Raw genomic sequence first — 24415 nt, forward strand, 5'->3', positions numbered from 1 at the left:
TAAAAGCCGTCCATTAGTGCCCCGCCCGGACACCAGCACCCCCGGAAAATCAACGAACTCCGACCCCAAAACCCCAAATCACGAAAAAGTGGCACGACTCAGGCCGGACGAGCCGGGCGATCGCGTCCCGGTGGCCTCCTTGATCTTGATATCGACCACGCAGTGCTTGAGGTGTTCGTTGAGCAGGCCGACGGCGACGACCTGCAGTGCGCTGGTGAGGGCACTGATCTGAGTGAGAATGTCGATGCGGTACTTCATGTCGTAAATCATCGTGATGTCAAGTACTTCGACCTCAGGGAGGGAGCCGCTATTGTGGCCGAACTGGAGATGGGGGGAATGGAATGCACACCGGAATGGCATCGATGTTTTTGATCTCCCTGGTCGGCGTGGTCGTGTTGCAGCTGGTCCATCGATGGACGGCCGTGGCGGCCAGACCGGTCCGGTCTGTACCTTTCCAGTCGGGCTGGCTGCCCGAGCAACACGCTTTGTCCCGATTCCACGTGCGCTGGTACCCGGCGACAATCGTGTTCCTTGCTTTCGATGTCGAGATGCTGTTCATGTATCCGTGGGCCGTCGTCGTGGGTCGGATGGGTGCGGGGGCAGTGGCGGAAATGTTTCTCTTCCTGGGCGCGCTGCTTGTTGGTGTTCTCTGGGCCTGGCGGGAGGGCGTTTTCCGGTGGGTGTGAGGGAGCTTCTTGCGCGGTCCGCCGCCGCAGTTGCCCATGTGCTTGTCGTCGAGGTGCCGGGGTCGTGGCTCCTCCGTCTCCGTGCGGAGCGGGCTCTGCGCGAGCGTGGGTGGCGTCTGTCGAATTCGCCGGCCGATGCAGACGTCTTGCTGGTGTGCGGAACACCGGGGCCCGCGCTTTCCCGGCTCATCGAACAGGCTTGGGAGGCCATGCCGGGCCCCCGAGTGCGCAGCATGCTGACCGAAGATGCCGACGTCGCGTCAGAGCTGGACAGAGCTAGGGCGCAGCTCTGCGACACCGCTGAGCAAAGACATGACGCGGAGCAGCGGTCGGACTTCACACCGGGACCAGCGGACAACACCGGTACGGAGCACTCCGATATGATTCACTCGGCTATGGAGCACGGCTCGATGGAGCACGGCTCGATGGAGCACGGCTCGATGGAGCACGGCTCGATGGAGCACGGCTCGATGGAGCACGGCTCGATGGAGCACGGCTCGATGGAGCACGGCTCGATGGAGCACGGCTCGATGGAGCACGGCTCGATGGAGCACGGCTCGATGGAGCACGGCTCGATGGAGCACGGCTCGATGGACCACGGCTCGATGGACCACGGCTCGATGGACCACGGCTCGATGGACCACGGCTCGATGGACCACGGCTCGATGGACCACGGCTCGATGGACCACGGCTCGATGGACATGTCCCCCTTCGGCATTCCTCTCGCCGAGGGAGCAGAGGAGGACCGCGACGGACTGGAGATGGACGTTCTGCACGTGACATTCGGGCCGATCCTCCCGGCATGGCCGGCCGGGCTCGTGCTGAACGCGACGCTGCACGGAGACGTCATCATGGATGTTCGCGTGAATGCTGTCGATGTCGATGTCGATCTCGATCTCGATGTCGATGCCCATCCTGTATCGCCGGTGGAGTCGCCGTCCGTGTCTGCGGCCCGCCTTTACGGAAGGGCCGCAGATCTCCTCTGCCTGGCGGGTGCGGGTCGGCTGGCTGCTCGAGCCCGCGATTTGCGGGACGCGCTGGCCGAGAGGAAGCCAGTCGACCACGCCGCCGCGGCGCGGCTCCGCTCGGGCGTTGCGCGTTCCGTCCTGCTGCGCTGGTCGCTCAGGGGTGTTACACCGCTGTCAGATGCGGATCTTCGAATCTTGGGCTTGCCCGAGGACTGCAGGGGAGACGTGTTCGATCGCCTGTTGACGCTACTGGACCGTGCGGCGAGCATCGCCTCCGGGGAAGAGGCGGTCAGCGTCGATGCGGTGCCGCTGCCGGCTCTACCGGCGTTGCTGGCTGGTCTCGAAGTAGGGCAGATGCGGCTCACCGTGGCCGGGCTCGCCCTGGAGGTGCTGCCGATGAGGGGCCACGTCCATGGATGACCTAGTAGGAAGCCCCGCCCACGACCCACTGACCCTCCTCGCCTGGGCGCTTGCGGCGGCCGCGTTACTCGGCGCGTTCACTCTCTTTGCTGCATCCGTCGACGGGGCCCTTCTCGCGCATGGAGAGGGTCGCGGGGTTTCTGCTGGCGCCGCCCTCCCCGTCCGCGAGGTAGCCCGGCTGCTCCGGCAGCGCCGGCGAACGACGCCGGCGGCTGACTCGCTGCTCTGGCGGGTGGGAGCGGCGTCGTTCCTCATCCTGGCGCTGCTTAAGATTTCCCTCGTCCCGCTGGGTGACGCGGTGGTGTTTCCCTCGTCGGTCGGTCTGGTCTGGTTCAACGCGTTGGACGCGGCCGTCTGGGCAGCGGTGTGGCTGGCCGGCTGGGGAGCGAACGCCGTTAACCCGCTGCTTGGCGGATATCGCTTCCTAGCGCTCGCCATCGCCTACGAGTTACCCCTCATGTTCACGCTGGTCGCCCCTGCTGTAGCCGCCGGAAGTCTCGACGTGCAAGAGATCGCCGCTGCGCAGAGTGAGCTCTGGTACCTGGTGCTCATGCCGGTCGCGTTCCTCATCTACTGCCTCTCGGTGCTCGCATTTTCTGTGGTTGGCCCCTTCGCTGCTCCCTTCTCCTCCGATATCGCGGGTGGGGTGGATGCGGAGCTCTCGGGCGTCGACCGGCTGCTCGTCGCCGGTGGACGCTACGCGCTGCTCGCTGCTGGATCGGCTTTCGCTGTTCCGCTCTTCCTCGGCGGGGGGGCGGGTCCGCTGCTTCCAAGCTGGGCTTGGGTACTGATCAAGGCACTCGTGCTTCTCGGTGCACTCGTAGCGCTGCGCCGGGCACTTCCCCTTGCGCGCCCGGATCGGTTCCTCGAGATTGGCTGGGTTGTCCTGCTCCCGCTCGCACTTGTGCAGGACCTGGTCGTGGGGATCGGCGCCGTGATGGCCTCCGGAGGGATGTCGATGAATGAATGACGTGGTGTTCTGGGTCCTCGGCGTCCTCGCGGTGGCGGCGGGAGTTGCGGTTTTCCGGACCGACTCGATGGCACGGGCGACGTACGCCCTCGCCGTCTCCTTCATCGCCGTCGGTGTGCAGGTCGTGCTGCTCGAACAGAGCTATCTGGGTGTCGTCGTGATCTTGATGATGATCATGGAGATGGCGATCATGGCGGTGTTCATGGTCATGTACATGGGCATGAACCCAGCCCTCATGCCGATGAGCATGGTACACAGCAAGCGGGCCGCGTTGATCGTGTCGGTGGCTGCGTTCCTCGTGCTCGGTGCGGGGGCGCTCTTCGTGCCATGGCCCACGAGGCCCTTGGAAGACGTCGCCGGTGTGACGGAGGCCATTGGCGAGGCGGCGATGGAGTCCAAAATGCTCGTGATGCTGGCGATCAGTCCCGCCATGCTCACCACCATCGTCGCCGGAGTCGTACTCACGCACCCTCGCAGCCGCTATGACCGTTTCAACGACGACCTCCGCGGCGCCGCCAGCGAACCCAAGCAGGGAGGGCCGCGGTGACACTGCAGGCCGTCCTCCTCATCGCCGCGGCCCTGTTCGCGGTCGGTCTCTACGGAGCCATCTCCCAGCAGGTTATCGTCATGGTGATGATGGGGCTCGAGTTGATGATCAACGCCCTCATCCTGGCTGCGGCGGGGTTGTGGTGGTTCCTGTTCCCCGAACCCACGGGCCAGATGCTGCTCCTCGTCATCGTCGCCGCGATGACCCTCGAGATGGCGATGGGCTTCGCGATCGCCACACTTGTCCACCGTCAGCGGCGCTCAGATATGACGGACAGCGCGACGGAGCTGGCCGGATGACCGGGGCGGAGGTCGCGCTCTGGCTTGTTCCTCTCCTCCCCGCGGTCGTCGGCGTGGTGCTGTTGCTTGGCGGAGGTGGCAACCGTGCCGCTCCCGTGATCTCCGTCGCAACAGCCGGCCTGACAGTGCTGCTCGCCCTGACGGTCGGGCTCACCGGTCCCACAGTCGCCGCACCCTTCCTGCCGGGCATGGACTTCGTGCTCCGCGTCGATCCCCTCAGCGCATTCGTCGTGCCGATGGTCGCGATCGTTGCGGCGCTCGTCCTCGCCTTCTCCGTGGCGGACGTCCGGCACGATACCCGCCGCTTCCATGGGCTGATGCTCCTCTTCGCTTCGGCGGCGCTGCTGACCGCCGCGGCGGGCACAGTGCCGACCTTGCTTCTCGGCTGGGAGGTGATGGGTGCCACCTCGTATGCGCTCATCGGCTTCGGCTGGCGCGAGGAGCGACGAGTGTCCGCAGGGCTCACGGCCTTCCTCACGACTCGCGCCGCCGACCTCGGTCTCTATGTGGCAGCCGGGGCAGCGTTCGCCGGCGGAGCGGGACTCGACCTCGGCGGTCTCGCCGAGGCTACCCCCGGCTGGCGGGACACCATCGCGGCGGGGATCGTGCTCGCCGCCCTGGGTAAGGCCGCCCAGCTTCCGTTCTCGTTCTGGCTCTCCGGGGCGATGCAGGGACCAAGCCCCGTGAGCGCTCTGCTCCATTCCGCGGCCATGGTGGCGCTGGGTAGCTACCTGCTCCTCCGCGTTTCTCCGCTGCTCGAGGCGACGGGCTGGGCCGGACCGCTGGTGGCCTGGGTCGGGGCCGTGACCGCGGTCGCACTGGGCATCGTCGCGATCGCTCAGCGGGACCTGAAGCAGCTGCTGGCCGCGTCGACCGCGGCGCAGCTCGGCTTCGTTGTGCTTGCCGCAGGGCTCAGCGCAGTGGCCGCGGGCACCGCGCACCTTGTGGCGCATGCGGCCACGAAGGCCGCCCTGTTCCTCGCCGCGGGAGCTTGGCTCACGGCGCTGGGGACGAAGCGACTTTCTGCGCTTTCCGGAGTGGCGCGGAGATGGACCATCACAGGGGCGGCGTTCACGGTGGCGGCACTTGCCCTCGCGGGAGTTCCTCCTCTTTCGCTATGGGCCACGAAGGACGCCATCCTCGCCGCCGCACTGGAGGAGTCGGGGTGGCTCTACGCCGTCGGCCTTCTCGCCAGTGCTCTTTCGGCCGCCTACGCAGCGAAGGCGATCTGGGTGGTGTGGGCGAGGCCACCGGCCGACGCCGAGCACGAGCGGCACTGGGACGAGGAGGAGCGAGGCACAAGGGCGGTGACCTCGGCCCAGTACCTGCCGGTGGTGGTGCTGGCCGTGGCCGCCGCTGTGCTGGGCATCCTGGCGCTTCCTCCGCTCGCACCGGTCGTGGCAGGCTTCCTCGGAGACGCGACAGCCGTGCCTCCGTCGCTGCTGGAGCTGCTCGTCTCGGCAGTGCTCGCGATCGTCGTGCTGTTGAGCGTGCGGCGTGTCCGCCTGCCGGAGCCGAAGTGGGCCCAGACGTGGCTCGGCATGGAACGTGGCGTTCGTGCGGCAGTCGTCCGTCCCACGCTGGCACTGGCCACCACGCTGGCCCGCTTCGACGACCGGGTATTGGACCGGGGGGTGGAAGCCGCCGCGATCGGCACCGCCCGAGCCGCGCGGGCAATGGGACGCGTCGATGACGCCGTGCTCGACCGGGGCGTCGACGCGGCAGGCACGGGCACGCTCCTCGCCGGGGTGGCCGCCGCCCGGGTGGACGATCGTGGCGTCGACGGGGCGGTCGAGGTCGTGGCCGCAGCGGTCCGTCGTGCCGGACGAGCCGCCCGACGTCCGCAGTCGGGGTTGCTGCACCAGTACTATCTCCAGGCCGTCGCCGTTCTCACCGGTGTCGGTGTCGTTCTCCTCCTCCTCTCGATCGGGTGAACATGCTCAGCATCCTTGTCTTCCTCCCCCTCGTCGGAGCCCTCGGGCTCGTCGCGTTGCCGAAGCTGCCCGACCGCGCGGCGCGCTGGGCGTGGGTAGCGATCGCCGGCGCCGACCTGCTCCTCGTCGGTGTCATGTGGGCGCTCTACCGCGACCCGGGCCCGGGCGGCCTCGCCTGGGAGGAACAAGTGCCGTGGATCCCGGGAGTCGGGAGCAGCTACCACGTCGGCGTGGACGGCCTCTCTCTGCCGCTCGTCGCACTGACGGCGGTCATCTTCTTGGCCTGTGCGATCTATTCACTGCGGGAGGAGCGGCACCCCCGGGCGCAGGCCGCCCTTTTCCTGTTTCTGCAAAGCGTGAGCGTTGGCCTGTTCGTCGCGCAGGACCTGCTGCTGTTCTTCGTGTTCTTCGACCTGTCGATTGTCGGCATGTACTTCGTGATCACGGGTTGGGGTCATGGCGACGCGCGCCGGTCCGCGCTCAAGTTCTTTCTCTACACGTTCCTCGGCTCGCTGGCACTGCTGCTCGGCTTCATCGGCCTCTACCTCGCAGCCGAGCCGCACACATTCGACATCCCAGAACTCGTCGCAGCCATGCCGTTGCAGGGCAACCCGATCGGGGGTCTCGTGCTCGCCGCCATCCTGTTGGGTCTGGCCGTGAAGACACCCACCGTGCCGTTCCACACCTGGCTGCCCCCGGCACACACCGACGCCCCGGCGGTCGGCTCCGCCGTGCTCGCCGCGGTGCTCCTCAAGATGGGCACCTACGGCTTCGTCCGCATCGCCATGCCGATACTCCCCGATGCGTGGCGGGCGTGGGCTCCCGCCATCATCGCGGTCGGCATCGTATCGGTCATCTACGGTGCTCTCGTGGCGCTCGCGCAGACGAACCTGAAGCGGATGATCGCCTACACGTCGGTGAACCATATGGGCTATGTCGTGCTCGCGGTGGGAGTCGCGGGGCTCGTCGGGGGCGACACGGAGGAGGCTCGCACCATCGCTGTCACGGGCGCGGTGACGCAGATGGTGAGCCACGGACTGATCACGGGGGCACTGTTCCTGCTCGCCGGTGTTCTCCTCAGGAGAACGGGCACCTACGATATGGGGGCCGCCGGGGGGCTTGCCGCCGCCGCTCCCCGCTACACGGCCCTCTTCGCGATCAGCGCGTTCGCGTCGCTCGGGCTTCCCGGCTTCTCGGGGTTCATCGCGGAGTTCCAGATCTTCGTCGGAAGCATCGCTGCCGCCCCCGTCACCGCGATCGCCCTTCTCGGGATCCTGGTCACCGCTGCCCTGTTCCTCCGCGCGCTTCAGCGGTTGTTCCTCGGTGAACCCAGGGGCGCGGCGACCGGCTTCGCGGACGTCCGCGGAAGTGAGTTCTGGAGCGTGGCCCCGCTGCTGACATTGGCTGTTCTGATCGGTGTGGTGCCGCGGGTGCTCCTCGACGTGGTCGAGCCGGCCTCGGCCGTCCTCCTCGAACTCGTCGGGCGCTGACATGGCGGCAGAGATGAACATGGACCCGCTCCTGCTGCTTCCGGAGCTGTTGCTCTTCCTCGGGGGCCTCAGTGTGCTCCTCCTCGGGTCCTTCCTTCCTCGGCGCCGGCAGTGGATCGCCGCGGTACTCACCGCAACCGTGCTCGTGCTTGTGATGGCCGCAACTGCCTTCACATTCGGTGACCCGGCGCTCACCGCCTATGCGGGAACGGAGGCGGTGGATGCCGCCACACGCGCCGTGCGCTTCCTGACTCCACTCGGCACACTCCTCGTCGTCGCCCTCGCGGCAGAGGAGATCCGCGGCGACCGGCGGGAGAGCGAGACGTACGCGCTCCTGCTGTTCGCCACGACCGGAACAGTGCTGCTCGCCGGAGCCAACGATCTCCTCGTCCTAGCGGTGGCCTTCCTGCTCACGAGCATCCCGCTTTACGCCCTGATCGGCCTGGGCGGAACCGCTAAGGCCGCCGAGGCCGCCATGAAGACCTATCTACTCGGAAGCATCTTCGGCATCCTGATGCTGGTCGGCATAGCGCTCCTCACCAGCCTCAGTGGCAGCTCCCTCTACGCGGAGCTGAAGCACGGACTCGCCGATGCACCAATCACGCCGGTCATCCTGGGCGTTCTTCTCGTCATGAGCGGGATCCTGTTCAAAGCAGGAGGGGTGCCCGCCCACTACTGGGTCCCAGACGCAGCACAGGCGTCAGGCGCAGCCGTCGCTGCCTTCGTCACCACCGTCCCGAAGGTGGGAGCGGTGGTCGCCATCTACCGCCTCGCCGTGGCACTCCCCGAGACCGCTGCCTGGGGACTGCTCGTGGCACTCCTCGCAGCGGCCGGAATGGTGGTGGGGAACCTCGCCGCATACTTCCAGAACGACCCACGCCGACTACTGGGGTGGTCGACGGTCGGCCAGGTCGGGTTCCTCCTGATTCCACCCGCGGTCGCCACCCCGGAAGGGCTCCCACTCTCCGCCTTACTCCTCTACCTCGCGGCGTACGTGCTCACGAACATCGCGGCCTTCGCTGTCAGCGCAGCCGAGCCCGAACGGCGGGAGCTGGCGGAGTACCGTGGCCTGGCCCGCACCCGACCCTGGCTCGTCGCCGCGCTCGTGGTGGCGCTACTGGGACTCGTCGGCACACCCCCGCTCGCGGTGTTCCTCGGCAAGGTGAGCGTGACCGCTGCGGCGCTTGAAGGCGAAGCCCTGTGGCTCGCCCTCGTCCTCCTCATCACGACGGTGATCAGCCTCTTCTACTACCTTCGCTGGCTGATCGTCCCCTTTCGGCCAGTCCTGGAAGCCTCACCCCGGGAGTTCGTTCGTCGCCCGTGGGCAGGGGCCGTCGCAGTCGCTGCGGCTACTGGCAGCCTGCTTCTCGGGCTGGGCGCAGGCCTCGCCTGGGGGGCGTTCACTGGCGAGCTGGCGATCTGACGTCTGCTGCCTCGGCCTTCCCCGCCTGTGTAAGGATGTCGTCTTTCGCGTCCTCGAGTATGCCGGCGACCTTCGGGTGGGAACGGCTCAGCATCCGCTCCGCCTCGTGGAACTGGGCGAAGACGTGCGCAGTGTCGGGCTGCGCGAAGTTCGTGCGGATGATCGCCGCTGCCATCGGACCCGCGGACTTCGGGACCGCGGTGAGCCTGTTCCACATGAAGCGGACCCGGCATCGTTGCCAGCTGGAGCCTCGGAAGACGGTGTTGATCGCGGCGGTCAGGCAGCGGGAATCCGGTATCTATCGATAGTGGGACACGGCAGCAGCGGGACGGAAGCCTCGGGCACGAGGCTGCTTCCACCGCTGCATCCCGAGATCACGGAGCCCGTTGGCGGTACGTGGGAGTGACTTCCCGGGGGTTGGTGTGTCGACGCTCTTCGAAAAGTGGGCCAGTTCTGCTCGTTGAAAAGTGAGCCACGTTTTTGTTGACGCACCTGTCCCTCGGTGCGGCGCAGCCTCTTCAGCAGGTCGTCCTTATTGCCCACGTATCCATTCACAGAATCCACGAGACCCCTTAGTATCATCCACAAAATCGGGATGGTGGTATCCGACGTGAACAGATAGATCTGTTCTTACCGAACCCCCGTGCGGTACGCAACCCCCCTGCCTGGAGACGTACTCCGGTCGTAGCGTCGTTTCGGACGGGCGCCCGCCCGCGGGAGAGGAGCAAGGACGATGACCGTAACGGGAGACATGTTGCGCACCCACCCCGAGGGTGCCCCGAGCAATGCGCTGCTGGCCTGTATCGAGGCGTGCGTGGAGTGCGCACAGTCGTGTACCTCGTGCGCCGATGCGTGCCTGGGTGAGGACATGGGGGCGGAGCTCACCGAATGCATCCGCAAGAACCTGGACTGCGCAGACATCTGCGCCGCGACCGCCTCGGTGCTGACCCGCCAGACCGGCAGCAACCCCGACACCGTTCGCGCTGTCCTCGAGGCGTGCCGGGCCGCGTGTGCGGCGTGTGCGGAGGAGTGCGAGCAGCATGCCGGGATGCACGAGCACTGCAAGATCTGCGCAGAGGCGTGCCGTCGCTGCGAGCGGGCCTGCGCCGAGTTGCTCGCCGCCTGAGGCGCGACCTATCGCGCCTCGTCGGACGAGCGGCAATCCACGGGACGAATGAGTGAATGAGGAGATGATCGGTTTGTCTACGAATCAGAACAACGACCAACAGCGGGACCACGACGAGCACCAGGCGGAGCAGAAGTCGCGGATGCGGATGACGATGTATCTGCGGTTTGCGGCGATGATCCTCACCGCGATGGTCGTCATGTACTGGGTGATGTTCGCCGGCTCGTGGGAATGGGGCCACGTCCGCTTCAGCGAGAGCCGTGTGTTCATGGCGGTCACGATGGGCGGCGCCATGGTGTTGGTCATGCTCGCCTGGATGCTGAACATGTACAAGAACACGAAAGCGAACATCGCGATCGTCGCGGTCGGGGTTTTGCTGATCGGCGGCGGCATCGCTCTCGACCGCAGCCAGATCACGGTGGATGACACGGACTGGATGAGCGCAATGATCCCGCATCACTCGCTCGCCATCACCCGTTCCGAGCGGGCACAGATTCAGGATGTGCGCGTCTGCGAACTCGCGGTCTCGATCAGCGAAGCTCAGCGGAACGAGATCCTCCAGATGGACTGGCTGATCAAAGACATCAACGAGAACGGCATCGCCGCCACCGTCGCCGAGGCCGAGGCCCGCGAGGCACCCGAGTTCGATCGCGCCGCCACGCGGCAGTGCCCCGTCGAGTAACTGGCGAAGTAGCACGACGGGCATGTTGGTCTACTACGCCACCTGAGGCGGAAGCGGTGGTGCTTGCCTAGCCGGAGGAGAAAATGAAAGTTGAGGAGCGACGCGATGCCGCCGGAGATTGTGAACGTGCTGTCCGTCGTAGTCGGTGTCGCACTGATTCTCGTTGGCCTTCGTGACCTGTTCCACACGCTGTTTCACCCCGCCGGCCGCGGAGGGGTGAGCACGTGGGTGATGCGCGAAACCTGGCGGGTATCCCGGAGGCTGAGGGGGAGCCCGTCACCGCTTGCCGGGCCGGTGGGAATCGTCCTGGTCACCGTCGTCTGGGCAGCGCTGCAGGTTTGTGGGTGGGCACTGATCTATCTGCCTCAGATGCCGGAGGGCTTCAGCTTTGCCCCGGGTATCAACCCGGACCGCTATCCCGATCTCTTCTCATCGATCTACCTCTCCCTCGTCACGCTTGGAACCCTCGGCTACGGAGACGTCGTCGCGACCACCCCCGTGCTGCGAATACTTGCCCCGCTCCAAGCACTCACCGGCTTCATCCTCTTCACCGCCGCCGTATCGTGGATCATGCAGCTCTACCCCGCGCTGAACCGACGCCGCACCAGCTGCTTGCGGATCCGGAGCCTCGTTGAAGGCGGATTCGCGTCTCGCCTCGAACGCGACCAGGCGTACGAGACCGATGCGCTGGTGATGAACGAAATCGCCTCCGCCCTCGCGCATATCCGCGTCGATCTCACGCAGAGCGCCGAAACCTACTACTTCGCCGAGAAGGATCGGTCCCTCGCACTGCCCCAAGCGATGACCGCGGCCTGGAACATCGCGAAAACGGCCGAGAAGAGCCGCACCCCGACCGTCGTGGCCGCCGGAGAGGTGCTCACCGTCGCCGTCTCCGACGTCGCCACCCTGCTGCAGCACGAGTTCTTGCAGCAAGCCGATGACGACACCCCCGCCATCATCGACGCAGCAGCACGCGATCAAGGAGAACCCCGCACGGCCGGACCATAAGGCGCGCTTCCGGGCACGTGTGAGGCCCGGGCCCGTGGGAACGCCGTGAGAAAGACCGACGACAGATCAGGCGCAGTGGAGTGCACCACTGAAAGGTCAAGTCCCGCGGAATGGCAGCGAAGTAGGCCCGTTGCGCCCCGTTGAAGGTCTTCCTGTATGGGTTCAAATCCCACCGGGGCACCGCCACTTAAGTCCTATTTATCAGGGCTTTTATTCTGTGGGCGAGTATCATGGGAAAGAATCGGGAAAGAACGTGAACGCGCGGCGTCACGGCTCGCGTATTCCGGACACGGACTGGGCTGTACGGAGGCGCGAATCACGATCCCGCGTCACGGAGTCGTGCGCGGCGCCCGTCTCTTGCGAGGCTTCGTCCATGGTGGGCGGCGAGTTCTTCGGCTGCTGTGCGGATTTCTGCGGCCATCTCTGTGAACTGTTCCAGCGCCGGGTTGACGCCCACCAGGGTGAACTCACGCTGTACGACGAGTAGGTCAGCGCCCCACACGTCTTCGATCACTCGGCGTAGCCACGGGGTGGAGTGGTCCCACCCTTCCTTCGGGGTCCCGCGGTTGTAGTTGCCTCCGAGTACCGTCGCGAGCACTACCGGTCTGCCTTTGAGCGCACCGCCTGCAATTCGTGGGTCGGCATAGGTCACGTCGTACCAAGCCTTGACGTGGGCCGCGACTCCCCAGTTGTAGAGCGGGACCGCAAGCAGCAGGGCGTCGGCGTCGATCAGCTCGTCCGCTAGGTGTACTTCCCCGTGAGGTTGTGAACGCGGGCTGAGGGGGTTTGGCCGCTGATGCCGGTGTGGGGTCTGTGGTGATTGTAGTGATGGATCCAGGTGTCGTAGGCGGCGGCGCGCTCGGCTTCGTTGGCGTAGGGCTTCGCGTAGGCCCATTCGGTGGCGAGGGTGCGGTTGAAGCGTTCCACTTTGCCGTTGGTCTGTGGGCGGTAGGGCTTGGTCCACTTGTGTTTGATGCCGTCGCCGAGCGCGGCGGCGAAGGCATGGGAGCGGTAGCAGGAGCCGTTGTCGGTCATCACGGCGGTAACGGTCACGCCGAGGCCGGTGAAGAATGCGTTGGCGCGTTCCCAGAAACCGGCGGCGGTCTCTTTGCGTTCGTCGTCGAGGATCTCCGAGTACGCGACCCGGGAGTAGTCGTCGACGGCGTGGTGCAGGTAGCGGTAGCCGCGTGAGCCTGCCGCTCCTGCGCGGGCGGCTTTGTCGCGGGCGACACCGGCTTTCCGATCCTGGGTGGATCCGCGGCCGTGGACACGCCACCCGCCACCGTCGGGAATCCGGCCCTGCTTCTTGATATCCACGTGGACGAGCTGGCCGGGCGCGGCGACCTCGTAGCGTTTCGGTGTGGGCTTGCGGACGGGGAGCCCGGTGGACTGGTCGATGTACGCCAGCTTCGGCATCCCGTAGCGGTCGAGGACTCGTCCGACCGTGGAGCGGTGCAGCCGCAGGTGATACGCGATCCGGTGCGGACCCCACTGGCGGGTGAACCGCAACGCGACGATCCGCCGTTCCGTCCTCTGCGGAAGCCGGTTCGGTGATCTCTGCGGTCTCGAGCTGCGGTCGATCAACGGCAGCCCGGACCGGTAACGGTCCGCCCATCGCTTAGCCGTCGCGGGCGAACACTGGAACCGCTCCGCGGCCCGCCGCAACGGCCACCGCTTGTCAACGATGAGAACAGCAAGACGGCGACGCCCCTCTGGAGTCAAGGGCGCGTTAGCGTGAGTCACGAAGACCTCCGTGGTCAGGATGGTGAGTGTGGTAACCCACATCCTGCCCGGAGGTCTTCGCCTACCTCAGATGTTCACAACCTGCCGAGGAAGTACAGCTAGGAGACTGCTGAACAATCTGGCGGGTTAAGGCGCGCCTGCGTGGTGGTCGAGTTTGGTCGTTAAGACTTGGTTCATGCAGGGTCGTGATGACGGTGCGCGTGATCTTCTGGATGTGTCCTCGTTCGCGGGGCATCTGTTGCCGGTGGGGGGTGTGTTCGCGTTCCTCGCCGAGCACCGGCACCGACTGTTCCCCGATGACATGTTCGAGGACTTGTTCCCCTCGGGGCGTGGCCGCCCGTCGCTGCCGGGGGATGTCGCCGCGTCCGTGTTGGTGCTGCAGGCGTTGCATGGCCTGTCGGATCGGGAGACGGCCGACGGGGTCACGTTCGATTTGCGGTGGAAGGCCGCGTGCGGGTTCGCGATCGATGCCGTGGGGTTTCACCCGTCGACGTTGACGTACTGGCGGCGTCGGCTGGCCGCGTCCGCTCGGCCGCATCGGGTCTTCGACGCTGTCCGTGAGGTGATCGCCGAGTCGGGTGCGGTCGCGGGCAAGACGCGGCGGGCGGTGGATTCCACGATCCTCGATGACGCGGTCGCCCGGCAGGACACCGTCACCCAGCTGATCGCGCAGATCCGCCGGGTCGGTCGGGACGTGCCCGGCGCGGCCGAGCAGATCACCGTGGTCTGCACCCGGCTGGCCGCGCTCACCGGGCACGGTTACGAGCAGACCGGGAAGCCGCGAATCGCGTGGGACGACCAGGACGCCCGCGACGAACTCGTCTCTGCCCTGGTCGGCGACGCGCTCGCACTGCTGGACGCCCTGGACCTCGAAAGCATCGAGCAGGCGGGTGGGAAGTCGGCAGACGCGGTCGCGCTGCTCGCCCTGGTCGCTGGGCAAGACGTTGAACCCGCCGCCGGGTCAGATGGCACTGACGGGCGGTGGAAGATCGCACGGAAGGTCGCACCGGACCGGGTGATCTCTACCGTCGATCCCGAGGCGCGACACGCGCACAAGACCGTGGAACGCCGTCAGGACGGGTTCAAAGCACACGTCGTGATCGAGCCGGAGACTGGGCTGGCGACCGCTGTTGCCCTCACCAAGGCCGCCGGGCCGGATAACTCCGACGCCGCGGTCGGAGCAGAACTGGTGACCGCCGATGCGACGATCGCTGCGGGTGAGAGCGTTCAGGTGCTCGGTGATTCCGCGTATGGGACCGGGGCGATGCTCGCTGCCCTCGACGAGGCGGGGCACGTGCCGGTGATCAAGCCGTGGCCGCTGCGGCCAGCAGTTCCCGGCGGGTTCACGATCGCTGACTTCGCCCACGATCCGGTCGCCGGAACCGTGACCTGCCCCGCCGGGAACGTGCGGAAGGTCACCGCGTATGGCCGCGCGACGTTCAAAGCCGCGTGCCGCTCCTGCCCGCTGAAGACCCAGTGCACAACATCGGCCGAGGGACGCACCGTCGTGTTGCACGAGCACGACCTGCTGCAACGCGCACATCGCGAACGCGCGACCGATCCCGATTTCCAGGCCACTTACCGGACGCTCCGGCCGATGGTCGAACGCACGATCGCGTGGGTCACCCGAGGGAACCGGCGCGTCCCGTTCCGGGGTGTCGTCAAGAACAACGCATGGTTGCATCACCGTGTCGCCGCACTGAATCTGCGCCGCTTGCTTGCCCTCGGCCTCACCCGGAACAACCAAGGCTGGGCGCTGACCTGACCCGAGCGCGGGACCCCGCCCCACGGACGCGCACACCCCCTGGACACGCCCGCGACCCCGTCGCAGAATAGGCACCAGCGGGCGGAGCGACCCCGTTGACGCACCCCGAGTGCTGACCTACACACGCCGCGAGACGGCTACTCGGCCGCGCTCCGTCCGCGCCAAACCCCCTTGTTCAGCAGTCTCCTAGGGCGGCGCCCCCCGCGCCCAATCCGCCGGCGCGAAAACGATAGCCGCGGCAATGTCCTCCACCGCTCCGATGCGTCTATCGGACGCGGCAGCATCTGCTCCCGCATCTCGTCTAGCTTCAGGCCCACCCGCGCCGCGCTCTCGCACAACATGTCGGTCTCGATGCAGAGCCGAGTGCGACGCAGTACGTCGTCCGCGGAAGAGTGCGAGCTCGATCATCAGCGTCGCCGCGAAGCCCTGGACCCCGGGCTTCGCGGCGGACTAATTCGCCTGGCCTCGATTGCCGAGCGCCGACACGCCGGACATGTTGATGATGCGGCCCCGACCCGCTGTGGTCATCGACGACTGCGCCGCGCGCGACATGAGGAAAGCCCTGCGCAGATGCACGTCTATCACTGAGTCCCAGTCGGACGTCGTCATACGGAAGAGGGCGGTGTCGCGCAGGATTCCCGGGTTCAGGTGGAGGGTCGGGCCTCGCAGGACACGGCGGGTGGTTTTCTACAGCGAGGCTGATATCGAGCGCGCGCAGGCGGCGCTTGCTCGGTTGGATGGCTCGTGCTGAAAGGTGCTTGCAATTTGCAGTAGAAGTTGGTGACTATCGGACAACCGTCACGGCAGTACGCAGGGGGAGGCGTCTGGTGCGCCTGCCGTCTGGCGGGTGTGGCCTGATAGCATTGCTGATGTTGATTACGCGTAGGCAACGAGGGGGAATGATGGGTGCGAAGACTGTGGGTATTGCTGTTGCGGATGATTTGCGTCCGGCTCTGGATGCGGTTGTGGAGCATTTTGGGCATGGGAATCGCAGCGAGTTTCTGAGGTTGGCGGTGCGGGACTTTCACGGCCGGCTGCGGCTGGAGCGGATGCATGCTCTTCGTGAGCAGGCCAGGGTTGAGCGTGGCGGCCGCCGCTATTCGGCGGATGAGGTGCTTGGGCTTATTCGGGGGACCGCCGCCGCGTGATCGACCCTGCTACTCCGGTTGTTCTCGACGTCAACGTCTATCTCGATTACATTTCGGGGGATGACGGCAGCTGGCCGTTGTTGCCGGATGTCCCGCCGACGACGGACAATCCCGCCGCGGATGCGGTTTCTCTTGCGTTTGCTGAGCGGTTCCGGCTGTTTGCTTCGCCGAACATCCTCCGCAATGTCGCTCGCGTGATGCGGGCGGTGGGGCAGAGCGACCCTCTCGTCGAAGCGTTCGTGGCTGCGGTCGTGGAGATGTGTGAGTTTTCCGGTGGAGCGGTTATCGAGCCGGAGGCTCGCGATCACGGTGTCAGCGATTACGAGGACAATCTGATTGCGTCTTTGGCGAAGGATCCTGGCGTCGATGCGCTCATCATCGTCACGAGCGACAATGATCTGCTTGGCCTCGGTCCGAACTGGAATGGTCGGCTCGTAATGAGGCCTGGTGACTTCGTTCGCCGTGTCGTCGCCCGGTAGCTGCATACGGATGGCTGCGGGAGGGGTGCGCCGGGGCGGTGGCCTATGGCCAGGGCGAGGGTGCTCTGGTGGTCGGCTTTCCGTTGGTGCACGCGACTTACGTCGAGGGCGACGTGACCTGCTACCGGTTCCCTCGGTGGGGCGGAATCGGGATCCTCAAGGTACAACGGGGGCGTCGCGGCCCATTTCAAGGCTTGGTACGACCTGACCTACGCCGACCCCCGCATCGCTGGCGGTGCGCTGAAGGACAAGCCGGTCGTGTTGGCGACGGTGCTCGGAGGCAACTACAGCCCGGTACCCCGAAAGAGGGGTGGGACTACTCCACGCCTTGATTACGCCGCGCGATCGAAGAGGTCTGGGGTGCTGACCTTCTCATCGTCCAGCGTGAGTTCACTCTTGTGGCTCCCGCTCCCCGATGATGTCACGGCGCGGCTCGAGGGGAAGTCCTCGCTCGGGGCGGCTGGGTTTGCTCACGCGCTCGTCCGCCGGATTCACCGGTCGGCAGGGGCGGGCGTCGTGATCGTGCCAGCACGACCGGCAGGCCGCGCTGGCACGGCTTCGTGTGCGGCTGGCGGCGCGGGTGAGGGCGATCGCGTTCCCGCTGGATGCCCAGGAGCCCGCTCGATCCCGTTCGCCGAGGGTGCGGCGATGGCGAGGGCGGCTCTGGACGACGGTGCGCGGGGATCCAGAGCGGTTCCGAGGACGCGGGCGGGGGATCGCCCGCGCCGGAATCGGGACCTGGGTGCGTGCGGATCGTCTTTCGGAGTCAGGGGATGCCGCGGCCACTGCGCTCCGGCTCACGGACCCCCGGCATCCTGTCGTCAACGCGTCCGAGCTGGGAGCGCTGCTGCTGTTCCCGCGCGGTTACGATCCCGAGGAACCTTCGCCGGACGCGATCGCCTTCGCGAAGCCCGCTCGCACGACGTCCTGCGCACGCTCGTCGAGTTGGAGAGCGTGCGTGCGGCATCCGCGACGCTCGGCATGCAGCACCCGACACTCCGGGAGCGCTTGAACGATTACGTGGTTTGGCCATGACGGGCCGGAGAGGGGCCGCGCTGGCTCATGACCAAGTCTGTGGAGTCGGTGCAGAGCATCGAGGCCGTGCGCGACTGGATACTGTGGATCGAGGGAGCTGAGCGGGCCGCGTAATCAACGGCGGAACGAGCTGGCATCCACCGGTCGGTTGATGCCGAGAATCAGTCCTTCGGTCGCTGTTCGGCGGGGGTCGGTCGGCGTCACTTTCTGAGCATGAACTCTTCAGACACGGCGTCAAGTACCGAAAATGTGCGGCAGACCATCGGAACGCAGTGGCATAAGCCGCTGCTCGCGGTCGCGGTCATCGGCGCGGTAGAGACGCTGGCGTCCCTCATCGGGCTGCTCGTTGACCAGCGAGAGCTGGTGGGCGCCCCGATCTGGGCGAAGCCGCTGAAGTTCTCGATCTCCTCTGTGATCTACAGCGTCACCGGGGCGTGGTTGATCGGCCAGCTCACGCGGCACAGGAGAGCGGCTTCGAGGGCAGGGACCGTGATCGCGTTCGCGCTCGCGCTCGAACTGGCCCTCATCGTCATCGACACCATCATTGGGCATCGCAGTCACTTCAACGTCTCGACGGTGTACGACACCGTCATCTGGTCGACGATGGCCGTGATGATCAGCACAATGTGGATCGCCACGCTGATCGTCTCGATCATGCTGTGGTCTTCGCAGAGCAGAGACCCCGCCAGAGGTCTGGTCGTCAGGTTCGCGTCCCCCTCATCGCGCTCATCGGCCTGGCCCTGAGATTCCTCATGACCATCCCCACGGCCTCGCAGCGTGCAGACTTCGAGGGCATAGCTGGCGCGCACACCGTCCGCGCTGCGGACGGCGGCCCTGGGCTCTTTCTCCTCGGGTGGAGCGTGACCGGTGGCGACCTGCGCATACCGCACTTCGTCGGAATGCACGCCCTCCAGGTGCTGCCGCTATTCCTCCCTCCTGCTCGAGATCGCGTCTCGCCGGGTGGTCGGTCTTCGGAGCCCGCGAGTTCGTGCGGGGTTCGTGTGGACGGTGGCTGTCGGCTACGTCTTGATGCTCGCTCTGCTCACCTGGCAGGCGCTCCGCGGCCAGTCGATAGTGCAGCCCGACTTCATCACCCTCCTCGCCGCAGCGGGTATCGTCGCTGTCGTCGTTGCCGGATTCGGGATCAGCTGGACTCGTCGTAATTCCGGCGGCCCAGTCACGCAGAGCCCAGTCGCACAGAGCACCGATGCGCACGAGCAGACTACATCTCTCGCCGGGTCCGTCCGGACGGGGGCGTCGCGGACGAGTCCGACGAACGCCCGCTGTCAGCGCATTCCGAATAGCTCCCGTTCGTGGGAACGCCGCCATATTGCCCCCGCCGGAGTGAGAGTCCCCTCGTGTTCTGCGTTTTTAGAGGCGCGGATACCCCCTCAACTTCAGAAGCGCGGATTCGGTCGTGCTGCCGCGACGGTCGCTCCCAGCGCTGGCTGTAGCTGACCAGGGGGTGAGCGCACTGACCAGCTCATGACCTCGAGCTGTCAGGGCGTAGTGGACATACGCCTCCATCACGACCGCGAACAAGGTCTGATCGACCCGGCGGCGGCGTTCCGGCAGCGACGGGAAGCAGCTTCCGGCCTGCAGCTTCGGGATCCGCAGATCGAGCTCACCGGCCGTGGTGAGCAACGGCCGGGGCCGGGTGCCATTGCGTTGAGCGATACGTGCGCTGCTGCGCTCATATGGGGCCGCATCGATGAACGCGGTCGCCCTGCGCGGTGGCGGACTTGCTCCGAGCTACTGGCCGCCTCAACTCACCCTGACACGTAGGGTTCCTCGAAGATCAGTGCGGGCTGCACATAGAGTCATCCACAGATTTCGCTCTGGCCCCTGTGATGACTGCCCGCATATCCTCTTCGAACTGCACCCGGCAAGGCGGCGTCAGGAGACGCTCTGAGGCGGGAACATCTCGTCGGGGACGTTGTCGAGCACGGTGCGAGCGTGCGCCTCGCCCCAAGATGTGCGCAGGTGTGCGAGCAGGATGACGGTCGAGGGAAGCCGCGCGCTGCGTCCGATGCCGTGTCCGGCATTGACCTCGGCCCACACGTACTCGGCGGTGCTCGCGTCCTGCTGGGTAACAGCTCCGACGAAGTCGCTGACGAACGTCACCTGGGGCCCGGCGCCCTTCGGATCCGGTGCCGGGGTCGGGTTCGGGCAGGCCGCGAGGAGCCGCGCGAGGGTGTAGTCGAACAGCAGAGCGTTTCGGCGAACCCAGAATGATGTGGACTCACGCTCGAATGCGTCGATCTCGTGATCCCAGCCGGAGGTGTCCAGATCGGTGTTCAGCGCGAGGACGATCTTGGTGAGCAGGTAGTCCTGGATAAGGGAGTAGTCCTCGCCGAGAAGCGGGTGGTCGGTCGCCATGCGTGATCTCCGATCTTCTCGGATCCTTCGTCGGGGTGGTGGTCGCCGCCCGCGTGGTCAAATCTCACGTTACGGTAGATTTCTGCGCTAACGCTCCGGATCACGTCGGAGATGTCGGCGGCATCATCGATCAGGAGGACGTCACGCCCACTGCACGCTCTTCCGGAGCTCCCGTGACGCCGTCGCGGCGCAGCTGGATCGTCCCGGTTCTCGCTGGCGGCGGGCTCTCGGCGATGACCTTTCCCGGCCAGACGGCCGGACTGGCCGTCTTCACCGATCCCCTTCTTGACCAACTCGGCATCGACCGCACGTTGTTGTCGTTGAGTTATCTGATCGGGACGCTCGTGGGGGCGACGGTACAGCCTATTCTGGGTCGCCTCATGGACCGGTGGGACGTTCGACGCGTGATCATCGCGATCGCCGTGGTGTTCGCGCTCACCTTGGTGGGCCTCAGCTTCGTTCAGGACATCGTCGGTCTCACGGTCGGCTACGTCGGTGTCCGGATGTTCGGCCAGGGGGCATTGGGCCTGGCGTCCAGCACAGCCGTCGCCCAGATCGTGCGGCGGCGACGCGGGCTGGCGCTCGGAATCAGTGGCGCGATCGGTTCGGCCGGCATCTCGCTTGCGCCGGTGCTCCTGGAGCGGCTCGTGGCGGCAGTCGGCATTGGGTGGGCCTGGCGGATCGAGGCTCTCGCTGTACTGATCATCGCCGTGCCCTTGGCTCTCGTGCTGCCGCGACCGGCCTCGATCGAGCCGGACCCCACCCGGACGGACACGGGAACGCTCATCGTCGGCGGCTTCACTAGCGGTCAGGCGCGGCGGACCGGAATGTTCTGGGTGCTCACCGCCGCGATCTCCTCCACCTCGATGCTTGGCACGGCGCTGGCATTCCACCAGATCGCGCTGCTTGGGGAGCGCGGGTTGACTCCACTCGAAGCCGCCGCGAACTTCCTTCCGCAAACCGTCACGGCTCTCCTGGCGACGCTCGCGGTGGGCGCACTCATCGATCGCTTCAACCCGCGGATCTTCATCGTTGCTCCGATGGTCGCGATGGCCGCTTCCCTGTTACTCGTCGGGGTTGTCCAGCCCGGCGTCTTGGCGCTCGTCTACGGCCTCGTGCTGGGGTTGGCGGGCGGCGCGCTCCGCGGGATGGAGGCAGCCTCGTTTGTTCGATACTTCGGTGTCACCCATATCGGTTCGATCCGCGGACTCGCGATATCCGTCAGCCTGGTAGCGTCCTCACTCGGCCCGTACGCGCTGGCGCTCGGGGAAGATTTGAGCGGCAATCTTTCCGTGCCAGCCGCGTGGTCGGCAAGCATCCCGATCGTCGTCGCGGTTCTCGCGGTGATCGTGCGTACCCCGACGCGTGGTGCCGTTCCGGGCGCGACCGCTCACAAGTCGTCGAGCTGATCCAAGAACTCGTCGGCGACCTGCATGTGGTCGAGCAGGTGTTGCTTGCGTTCTTGAGCGGCCGCGCGGATCACGTCCAGCTCGCTCCCGCGAGATGACGAGGGGTCTACCCCCGTCACTCCTGGAGATGACGAGGCGACTAAACCTAACGTTACGGTAGGGTTGTGGAAGATTCCTGTTTCGCGAACCAGAATCTCCCACCTTCTCCCGTCGACCGTGTCGGCGACCGCGCAACGCTGCGCTCCCACCTACCATCCCGAATCCTCAGGAGCGCTTGTGACTGACGTCATCCCTGTGCAAGACCCCAGATCCCGTTACCGCATCGAACCCACCGTGATGCAGGCTCTTCGCAGCCCCCGCATCCTGACCCGCGAGGTTCTTGCTGGCCTCGTCGTTTCGATCGCGCTGATCCCCGAGGCGATCGCGTTCTCACTGATCGCCGGTGTCGACCCGCGTGTGGGCTTGTTCTCCTCCTTCGTGATGTGTGTGTCGATCGCCTTTCTCGGCGGCCGCCCCGCGATGATCACCGCGGCCACTGGTGCGATCGCCCTCGTCATCGCCCCGGTCGCGCGTGAGTACGGCATGGACTACTTCATCGCCACGGTCCTCCTCGGCGGGGTCATCCAGATCATGTTCGCCGCCCTCGGTGTGGCGAAGCTGATGCGATTCATCCCGCGTTCGGTCATGGTGGGATTCGTCAACGCGCTCGCCATCCTGATCTTCACGTCACAATTCCCCCAACTGATCGACGTGCCCTGGCTCGTCTACCCGCTCGTCGTCATCGGCCTGCTGATCATGTACCTGATGCCGCTCTGGACCAAGGTCATCCCGGCACCGCTCGTCGCCATCGTCCTGCTCACCGCCGCGGCCGTTGTCTTCGCGCTGAACGTCCCGACCGTCGGCGACCAGGGAGACCTGCCCCAGAGCCTGCCGGAGTTGTTCTTCCCGGTGGTGCCACTCAATCTCGAAACCCTGGGGATCATTGCTCCCTACGCCGCGGCGATGGCTGTCGTCGGGATCCTGGAGTCACTCATGACCGCGAAGGTCGTCGACGACTTCACCGATACGCACTCGCGCAAGACCCGCGAGGCCTTCGGTCAGGGCGCAGCGAACATCCTCTCTGGCGCGTTCGGCGGAATGGGCGGTTGCGCGATGATCGGCCAGACATTGATCAACGTGAAGGCATCCGGCGCACGCACCCGCATCTCTACCTTCATGGCGGGAGTCTTTGTGCTCGTGCTGATCCTCGCTCTCGGACCGGTTGTCGGTGCCATCCCGATGGCAGCCCTCGTCGCCGTGATGATCGTCGTTTCGGTCGCTACGTTCGATTGGCACAGCATCCGCCTTTCGACGTTGAAGCGGATGCCGAAGAGCGAGACAGCAATCATGCTCCTCACCGTCGTCATCACTGTCTGGACTCACAACCTCGCGGTCGGCGTCGGCGCGGGTGTTCTCGCGGCAATGGTGCTTTTCGCCCGCCGGGTTGCGCACTTCGTCTCGGTGACCCGCAAGACCGACAAGGAAGCATCCGTCCCCACGGTGCGCTACACGGTCGACGGAGAACTTTTCTTCGCCTCGAGCAACGACCTCACGACTCAGTTCGAATACACGCACGACCCCGAGCGTGTCATCATCGACATGTCCAACTCGCACATCTGGGACGCATCGACCGTCGCCGCACTCGACGCGATCGTGACGAAGTACGAGCACCAGGGCAAGCGCGTCATTCTCGAGGGCATGAACGAAGCCACATCGCTCATGCACGGACGCCTGAGCGGTGGCCTCGGCGGCGGACACTGACCCGCACCGTCGCTCCGAACAATCGGGCACCACGCGCCACACGAACGGAAAACTCATGCACCAACTCGACCTGCCCGCGCCGCCGCCGCTTGCCGACGGCGGGCTCAGGATCTTTGCCCTCGACGGCCTCTGAGAAGTGGGTCGCAACATGACCGTCTTCGACCACAACGGGCGCCTGCTCATCGTCGACTGCGGTGTGCTTTTCCCGAAGACATGCACCCGGATATCGACGTCATCCTTCCCGACTTCACCGCCATTCGAAACCGCTTGCACGACATCACGGCAATTGTGCTGACGCACGGGCACGAGGATCACATCGGAGCACTCCCGTATCTTCTACGCGAACGCGGAGACATCCCGATCATCGGCTCGCGTCTGACGCTCACGTTCGTCGCCGCGAAACTCAAGGAGCACCGTCTCTCGCCCCCGATGATCGAGGTCGCCGAGGGTGATCGCCACCCGACGGGTCCCTTCGATCTCGAGTTCTTCGCGGTGAACCACTCCATTCCGGATGGCTTGGCGATCGCCATTCGCACGACCGCCGGTCTGGTGCTGCACACGGGCGACTTCAAGATGGACCAGTTCCCCCTGGACCGTCGCATCACCGACCTGGCCGGTTTCGCGCAGCTCGGCAGGGAAGGAGTCGACCTGTTCATGGTCGACTCGACCAACGCCGAGGTCCCCGGATTCACGACCGGTGAGCGGGACCTGATGCCCGCGATCGACGAAGTTTTTCGCACGGCGCCGCGTCGCATCATCGTCTCCAGCTTCGCGAGCCACGTGCATCGGATCCAGCAAATCCTCGATGCGGCCGAGTTGCACGGGCGTAAGGTCGCTTTTGTCGGTCGCTCGATGGTCCGCAACATGGGCATCGCGAACGAACTCGGCTACTTGCGGGTCCCCGACGGGATCCTCGTGGACTTGAAGAAGCTGGAGAAGCTCCCCGACGACCAGGTCGTGATGATCTGCACCGGGTCGAAGGGCGAGCCGCTGGCTGCCCTATCGCGAATGGCCAACCGCGATCACGTCATCGAAATCGGTGACGGCGGCTAGCCATCTGTTGCATCGATGAGCGCGACCTGCGCGCACACGCCCGACGTCTTG

24 protein-coding genes and 4 pseudogenes are annotated in these 24415 nt (G+C 65.9%); 18 read left to right on the top strand and 10 right to left on the bottom strand.

The annotated features are described in order from the left end of the window. Positions 1-49 precede the first annotated feature (49 nt). Positions 50-270, bottom strand: a pseudogene (locus ACT9TC_RS11255) (metal-sensing transcriptional repressor); the annotation flags it as partial. Between the two features lie 71 nt (positions 271-341). Here ACT9TC_RS11255 and ACT9TC_RS11260 point away from each other — a divergent pair. Continuing rightward, the gene (locus ACT9TC_RS11260) at positions 342-686 is read left to right on the top strand and encodes an NADH-quinone oxidoreductase subunit A (RefSeq protein WP_458040588.1); all 345 of its coding nucleotides are present in this window, start codon (positions 342-344) and stop codon (positions 684-686) included. A 260-nt stretch (positions 687-946) separates the two neighbouring features. Here ACT9TC_RS11260 and ACT9TC_RS11265 read toward each other — a convergent pair whose 3' ends face one another. Then, positions 947-1240 (bottom strand): pentapeptide repeat-containing protein, encoded by a 294-nt coding sequence (locus tag ACT9TC_RS11265; RefSeq protein WP_458040589.1) that lies wholly within the window; start codon positions 1238-1240, stop codon positions 947-949. Here ACT9TC_RS11265 and ACT9TC_RS11270 point away from each other — a divergent pair. The 7 genes and pseudogenes from ACT9TC_RS11270 to ACT9TC_RS11300 form a co-directional block, all read left to right on the top strand. Further along, positions 1132-2079 (top strand): annotated as a pseudogene (locus tag ACT9TC_RS11270) (pentapeptide repeat-containing protein); the annotation flags it as partial. The gene ACT9TC_RS11265 and the pseudogene ACT9TC_RS11270 sit on opposite strands and share 109 nt — an antisense overlap. Then, complete coding sequence (locus tag ACT9TC_RS11275; RefSeq protein ID WP_458040590.1) at positions 2067-3044, top strand: complex I subunit 1 family protein; 978 nt, start codon at positions 2067-2069, stop codon at positions 3042-3044. The pseudogene ACT9TC_RS11270 and the gene ACT9TC_RS11275, both read left to right, overlap by 13 nt. Continuing rightward, entirely contained in the window at positions 3037-3591 is a 555-nt protein-coding gene (locus tag ACT9TC_RS11280; protein ID WP_458040591.1) for an NADH-quinone oxidoreductase subunit J, read from the top strand. Before ACT9TC_RS11275 ends, ACT9TC_RS11280 begins: the two co-directional genes overlap by 8 nt. Next, on the top strand, positions 3588-3890 hold the full coding sequence (locus tag ACT9TC_RS11285) for an NADH-quinone oxidoreductase subunit NuoK (RefSeq protein ID WP_319034914.1): 303 nt from the start codon (positions 3588-3590) through the stop codon (positions 3888-3890). The genes ACT9TC_RS11280 and ACT9TC_RS11285 overlap by 4 nt, the downstream gene beginning before the upstream one ends. Then, positions 3887-5824, top strand: a complete 1938-nt coding sequence (locus tag ACT9TC_RS11290) for an NADH-quinone oxidoreductase subunit 5 family protein (RefSeq protein WP_458040592.1) — start codon at positions 3887-3889, stop codon at positions 5822-5824. The genes ACT9TC_RS11285 and ACT9TC_RS11290 overlap by 4 nt, the downstream gene beginning before the upstream one ends. Positions 5825-5826: 2 nt before the next feature. Then, entirely contained in the window at positions 5827-7314 is a 1488-nt protein-coding gene (locus ACT9TC_RS11295; RefSeq protein ID WP_458040593.1) for a complex I subunit 4 family protein, read from the top strand. 1 nt (position 7315) lies between these two features. After that, positions 7316-8737, top strand: coding sequence for an NADH-quinone oxidoreductase subunit N (locus tag ACT9TC_RS11300; RefSeq protein WP_458040594.1), 1422 nt, complete (start codon positions 7316-7318; stop codon positions 8735-8737). On the opposite strand, the gene ACT9TC_RS11305 is transcribed toward ACT9TC_RS11300, so the two are convergent. Then, the gene (locus ACT9TC_RS11305; RefSeq protein WP_458042919.1) at positions 8715-9035 is read right to left on the bottom strand and encodes a transposase; all 321 of its coding nucleotides are present in this window, start codon (positions 9033-9035) and stop codon (positions 8715-8717) included. The genes ACT9TC_RS11300 and ACT9TC_RS11305 overlap by 23 nt on opposite strands. Before the next feature lie 435 nt (positions 9036-9470). On the opposite strand from ACT9TC_RS11305, the gene ACT9TC_RS11310 reads away from it, so the two are divergent. The 3 genes from ACT9TC_RS11310 to ACT9TC_RS11320 all read left to right on the top strand — a co-directional run bounded on the left by ACT9TC_RS11310 (position 9471) and on the right by ACT9TC_RS11320 (position 11553). Then, positions 9471-9863, top strand: coding sequence for a four-helix bundle copper-binding protein (locus ACT9TC_RS11310; RefSeq protein ID WP_458040595.1), 393 nt, complete (start codon positions 9471-9473; stop codon positions 9861-9863). 73 nt (positions 9864-9936) lie between these two features. Beyond that, a complete protein-coding gene (locus tag ACT9TC_RS11315) occupies positions 9937-10545 on the top strand; it encodes a DUF305 domain-containing protein (protein ID WP_458040596.1) in 609 nt (202 codons plus the stop codon). Between the two features lie 105 nt (positions 10546-10650). Beyond that, positions 10651-11553: a potassium channel family protein gene (locus tag ACT9TC_RS11320; protein WP_458040597.1), complete on the top strand. Its 903-nt coding sequence runs from the start codon at positions 10651-10653 to the stop codon at positions 11551-11553. Between the two features lie 316 nt (positions 11554-11869). On the opposite strand, the gene ACT9TC_RS11325 is transcribed toward ACT9TC_RS11320, so the two are convergent. Both ACT9TC_RS11325 and ACT9TC_RS11330 read right to left on the bottom strand, forming a co-directional pair. Further along, complete coding sequence (locus tag ACT9TC_RS11325; protein ID WP_458042920.1) at positions 11870-12391, bottom strand: NAD(P)H-dependent oxidoreductase; 522 nt, start codon at positions 12389-12391, stop codon at positions 11870-11872. Then, positions 12295-13296 carry an IS481 family transposase gene (locus ACT9TC_RS11330; RefSeq protein ID WP_458040598.1) on the bottom strand — a complete coding sequence of 334 codons (1002 nt, stop codon included), beginning with the start codon at positions 13294-13296 and terminating at the stop codon, positions 12295-12297. The genes ACT9TC_RS11325 and ACT9TC_RS11330 overlap by 97 nt, the downstream gene beginning before the upstream one ends. Before the next feature lie 175 nt (positions 13297-13471). Here ACT9TC_RS11330 and ACT9TC_RS11335 point away from each other — a divergent pair, with 175 nt between their 5' ends. Further along, positions 13472-15061 (top strand): IS1182 family transposase, encoded by a 1590-nt coding sequence (locus ACT9TC_RS11335; protein ID WP_458040599.1) that lies wholly within the window; start codon positions 13472-13474, stop codon positions 15059-15061. A gap of 450 nt (positions 15062-15511) precedes the next feature. Here the strand turns inward: ACT9TC_RS11335 and ACT9TC_RS11340 are convergent, their stop codons facing one another. Beyond that, positions 15512-15730 carry an SDR family NAD(P)-dependent oxidoreductase gene (locus ACT9TC_RS11340; RefSeq protein ID WP_458042921.1) on the bottom strand — a complete coding sequence of 73 codons (219 nt, stop codon included), beginning with the start codon at positions 15728-15730 and terminating at the stop codon, positions 15512-15514. A gap of 230 nt (positions 15731-15960) precedes the next feature. Here ACT9TC_RS11340 and ACT9TC_RS11345 point away from each other — a divergent pair, with 230 nt between their 5' ends. Then, a complete protein-coding gene (locus tag ACT9TC_RS11345; protein ID WP_458040600.1) occupies positions 15961-16209 on the top strand; it encodes a hypothetical protein in 249 nt (82 codons plus the stop codon). Continuing rightward, positions 16206-16688, top strand: coding sequence for a PIN domain-containing protein (locus ACT9TC_RS11350; RefSeq protein ID WP_458040601.1), 483 nt, complete (start codon positions 16206-16208; stop codon positions 16686-16688). Before ACT9TC_RS11345 ends, ACT9TC_RS11350 begins: the two co-directional genes overlap by 4 nt. Before the next feature lie 864 nt (positions 16689-17552). Here the strand turns inward: ACT9TC_RS11350 and ACT9TC_RS11355 are convergent. Then, positions 17553-17678: a hypothetical protein gene (locus ACT9TC_RS11355; RefSeq protein WP_458040602.1), complete on the bottom strand. Its 126-nt coding sequence runs from the start codon at positions 17676-17678 to the stop codon at positions 17553-17555. A gap of 258 nt (positions 17679-17936) precedes the next feature. Between ACT9TC_RS11355 and ACT9TC_RS11360 the strand changes: the two genes are divergently transcribed. Further along, the gene (locus ACT9TC_RS11360; RefSeq protein WP_458040603.1) at positions 17937-18467 is read left to right on the top strand and encodes a hypothetical protein; all 531 of its coding nucleotides are present in this window, start codon (positions 17937-17939) and stop codon (positions 18465-18467) included. Positions 18468-19190: 723 nt separating this feature from the next. Here the strand turns inward: ACT9TC_RS11360 and ACT9TC_RS11365 are convergent. Together ACT9TC_RS11365 and ACT9TC_RS11370 are read right to left on the bottom strand one after the other, a co-directional pair. After that, a pseudogene (locus tag ACT9TC_RS11365) lies at positions 19191-19448 on the bottom strand (transposase); the annotation flags it as partial. Positions 19449-19619: 171 nt separating this feature from the next. Further along, positions 19620-20102, bottom strand: a complete 483-nt coding sequence (locus tag ACT9TC_RS11370; RefSeq protein WP_458040604.1) for a hypothetical protein — start codon at positions 20100-20102, stop codon at positions 19620-19622. 2 nt (positions 20103-20104) lie between these two features. Between ACT9TC_RS11370 and ACT9TC_RS11375 the strand changes: the two genes are divergently transcribed. After that, positions 20105-21511: an MFS transporter gene (locus ACT9TC_RS11375; RefSeq protein WP_458040605.1), complete on the top strand. Its 1407-nt coding sequence runs from the start codon at positions 20105-20107 to the stop codon at positions 21509-21511. On the opposite strand, the gene ACT9TC_RS11380 is transcribed toward ACT9TC_RS11375, so the two are convergent. Continuing rightward, complete coding sequence (locus ACT9TC_RS11380; RefSeq protein WP_458040606.1) at positions 21493-21630, bottom strand: hypothetical protein; 138 nt, start codon at positions 21628-21630, stop codon at positions 21493-21495. The two genes, ACT9TC_RS11375 and ACT9TC_RS11380, sit on opposite strands and share 19 nt — an antisense overlap. Before the next feature lie 217 nt (positions 21631-21847). Between ACT9TC_RS11380 and ACT9TC_RS11385 the strand changes: the two genes are divergently transcribed. Both ACT9TC_RS11385 and ACT9TC_RS11390 read left to right on the top strand, forming a co-directional pair. Then, positions 21848-23311, top strand: a complete 1464-nt coding sequence (locus ACT9TC_RS11385; RefSeq protein ID WP_458042922.1) for a SulP family inorganic anion transporter — start codon at positions 21848-21850, stop codon at positions 23309-23311. Between the two features lie 148 nt (positions 23312-23459). Then, positions 23460-24358: pseudogene (locus ACT9TC_RS11390) on the top strand (ribonuclease J); the annotation flags it as partial. Between the last annotated feature and the right edge of the window lie 57 nt (positions 24359-24415).

This window comes from Microbacterium sp. HM-570 (assembly GCF_054165885.1).

What these genes read in the sequence shown, in the direction of transcription:
- ACT9TC_RS11260 (WP_458040588.1), top strand. Translation starts at nt 342, where the DNA reads ATGCACACCGGAATGGCATCGATGTTTTTGATCTCCCTGGTCGGCGTG.
- ACT9TC_RS11275 (WP_458040590.1), top strand. Translation starts at nt 2,067, where the DNA reads ATGGATGACCTAGTAGGAAGCCCCGCCCACGACCCACTGACCCTCCTC.
- ACT9TC_RS11280 (WP_458040591.1), top strand. Translation starts at nt 3,037, where the DNA reads ATGAATGACGTGGTGTTCTGGGTCCTCGGCGTCCTCGCGGTGGCGGCG.
- ACT9TC_RS11290 (WP_458040592.1), top strand. Translation starts at nt 3,887, where the DNA reads ATGACCGGGGCGGAGGTCGCGCTCTGGCTTGTTCCTCTCCTCCCCGCG.
- ACT9TC_RS11295 (WP_458040593.1), top strand. Translation starts at nt 5,827, where the DNA reads ATGCTCAGCATCCTTGTCTTCCTCCCCCTCGTCGGAGCCCTCGGGCTC.
- ACT9TC_RS11300 (WP_458040594.1), top strand. Translation starts at nt 7,316, where the DNA reads ATGGCGGCAGAGATGAACATGGACCCGCTCCTGCTGCTTCCGGAGCTG.
- ACT9TC_RS11310 (WP_458040595.1), top strand. Translation starts at nt 9,471, where the DNA reads ATGACCGTAACGGGAGACATGTTGCGCACCCACCCCGAGGGTGCCCCG.
- ACT9TC_RS11320 (WP_458040597.1), top strand. Translation starts at nt 10,651, where the DNA reads ATGCCGCCGGAGATTGTGAACGTGCTGTCCGTCGTAGTCGGTGTCGCA.
- ACT9TC_RS11335 (WP_458040599.1), top strand. Translation starts at nt 13,472, where the DNA reads ATGCAGGGTCGTGATGACGGTGCGCGTGATCTTCTGGATGTGTCCTCG.
- ACT9TC_RS11345 (WP_458040600.1), top strand. Translation starts at nt 15,961, where the DNA reads ATGATGGGTGCGAAGACTGTGGGTATTGCTGTTGCGGATGATTTGCGT.
- ACT9TC_RS11360 (WP_458040603.1), top strand. Translation starts at nt 17,937, where the DNA reads ATGAACTCTTCAGACACGGCGTCAAGTACCGAAAATGTGCGGCAGACC.
- ACT9TC_RS11370 (WP_458040604.1), bottom strand. Translation starts at nt 20,102, where the DNA reads ATGGCGACCGACCACCCGCTTCTCGGCGAGGACTACTCCCTTATCCAG.
- ACT9TC_RS11385 (WP_458042922.1), top strand. Translation starts at nt 21,848, where the DNA reads ATGCAGGCTCTTCGCAGCCCCCGCATCCTGACCCGCGAGGTTCTTGCT.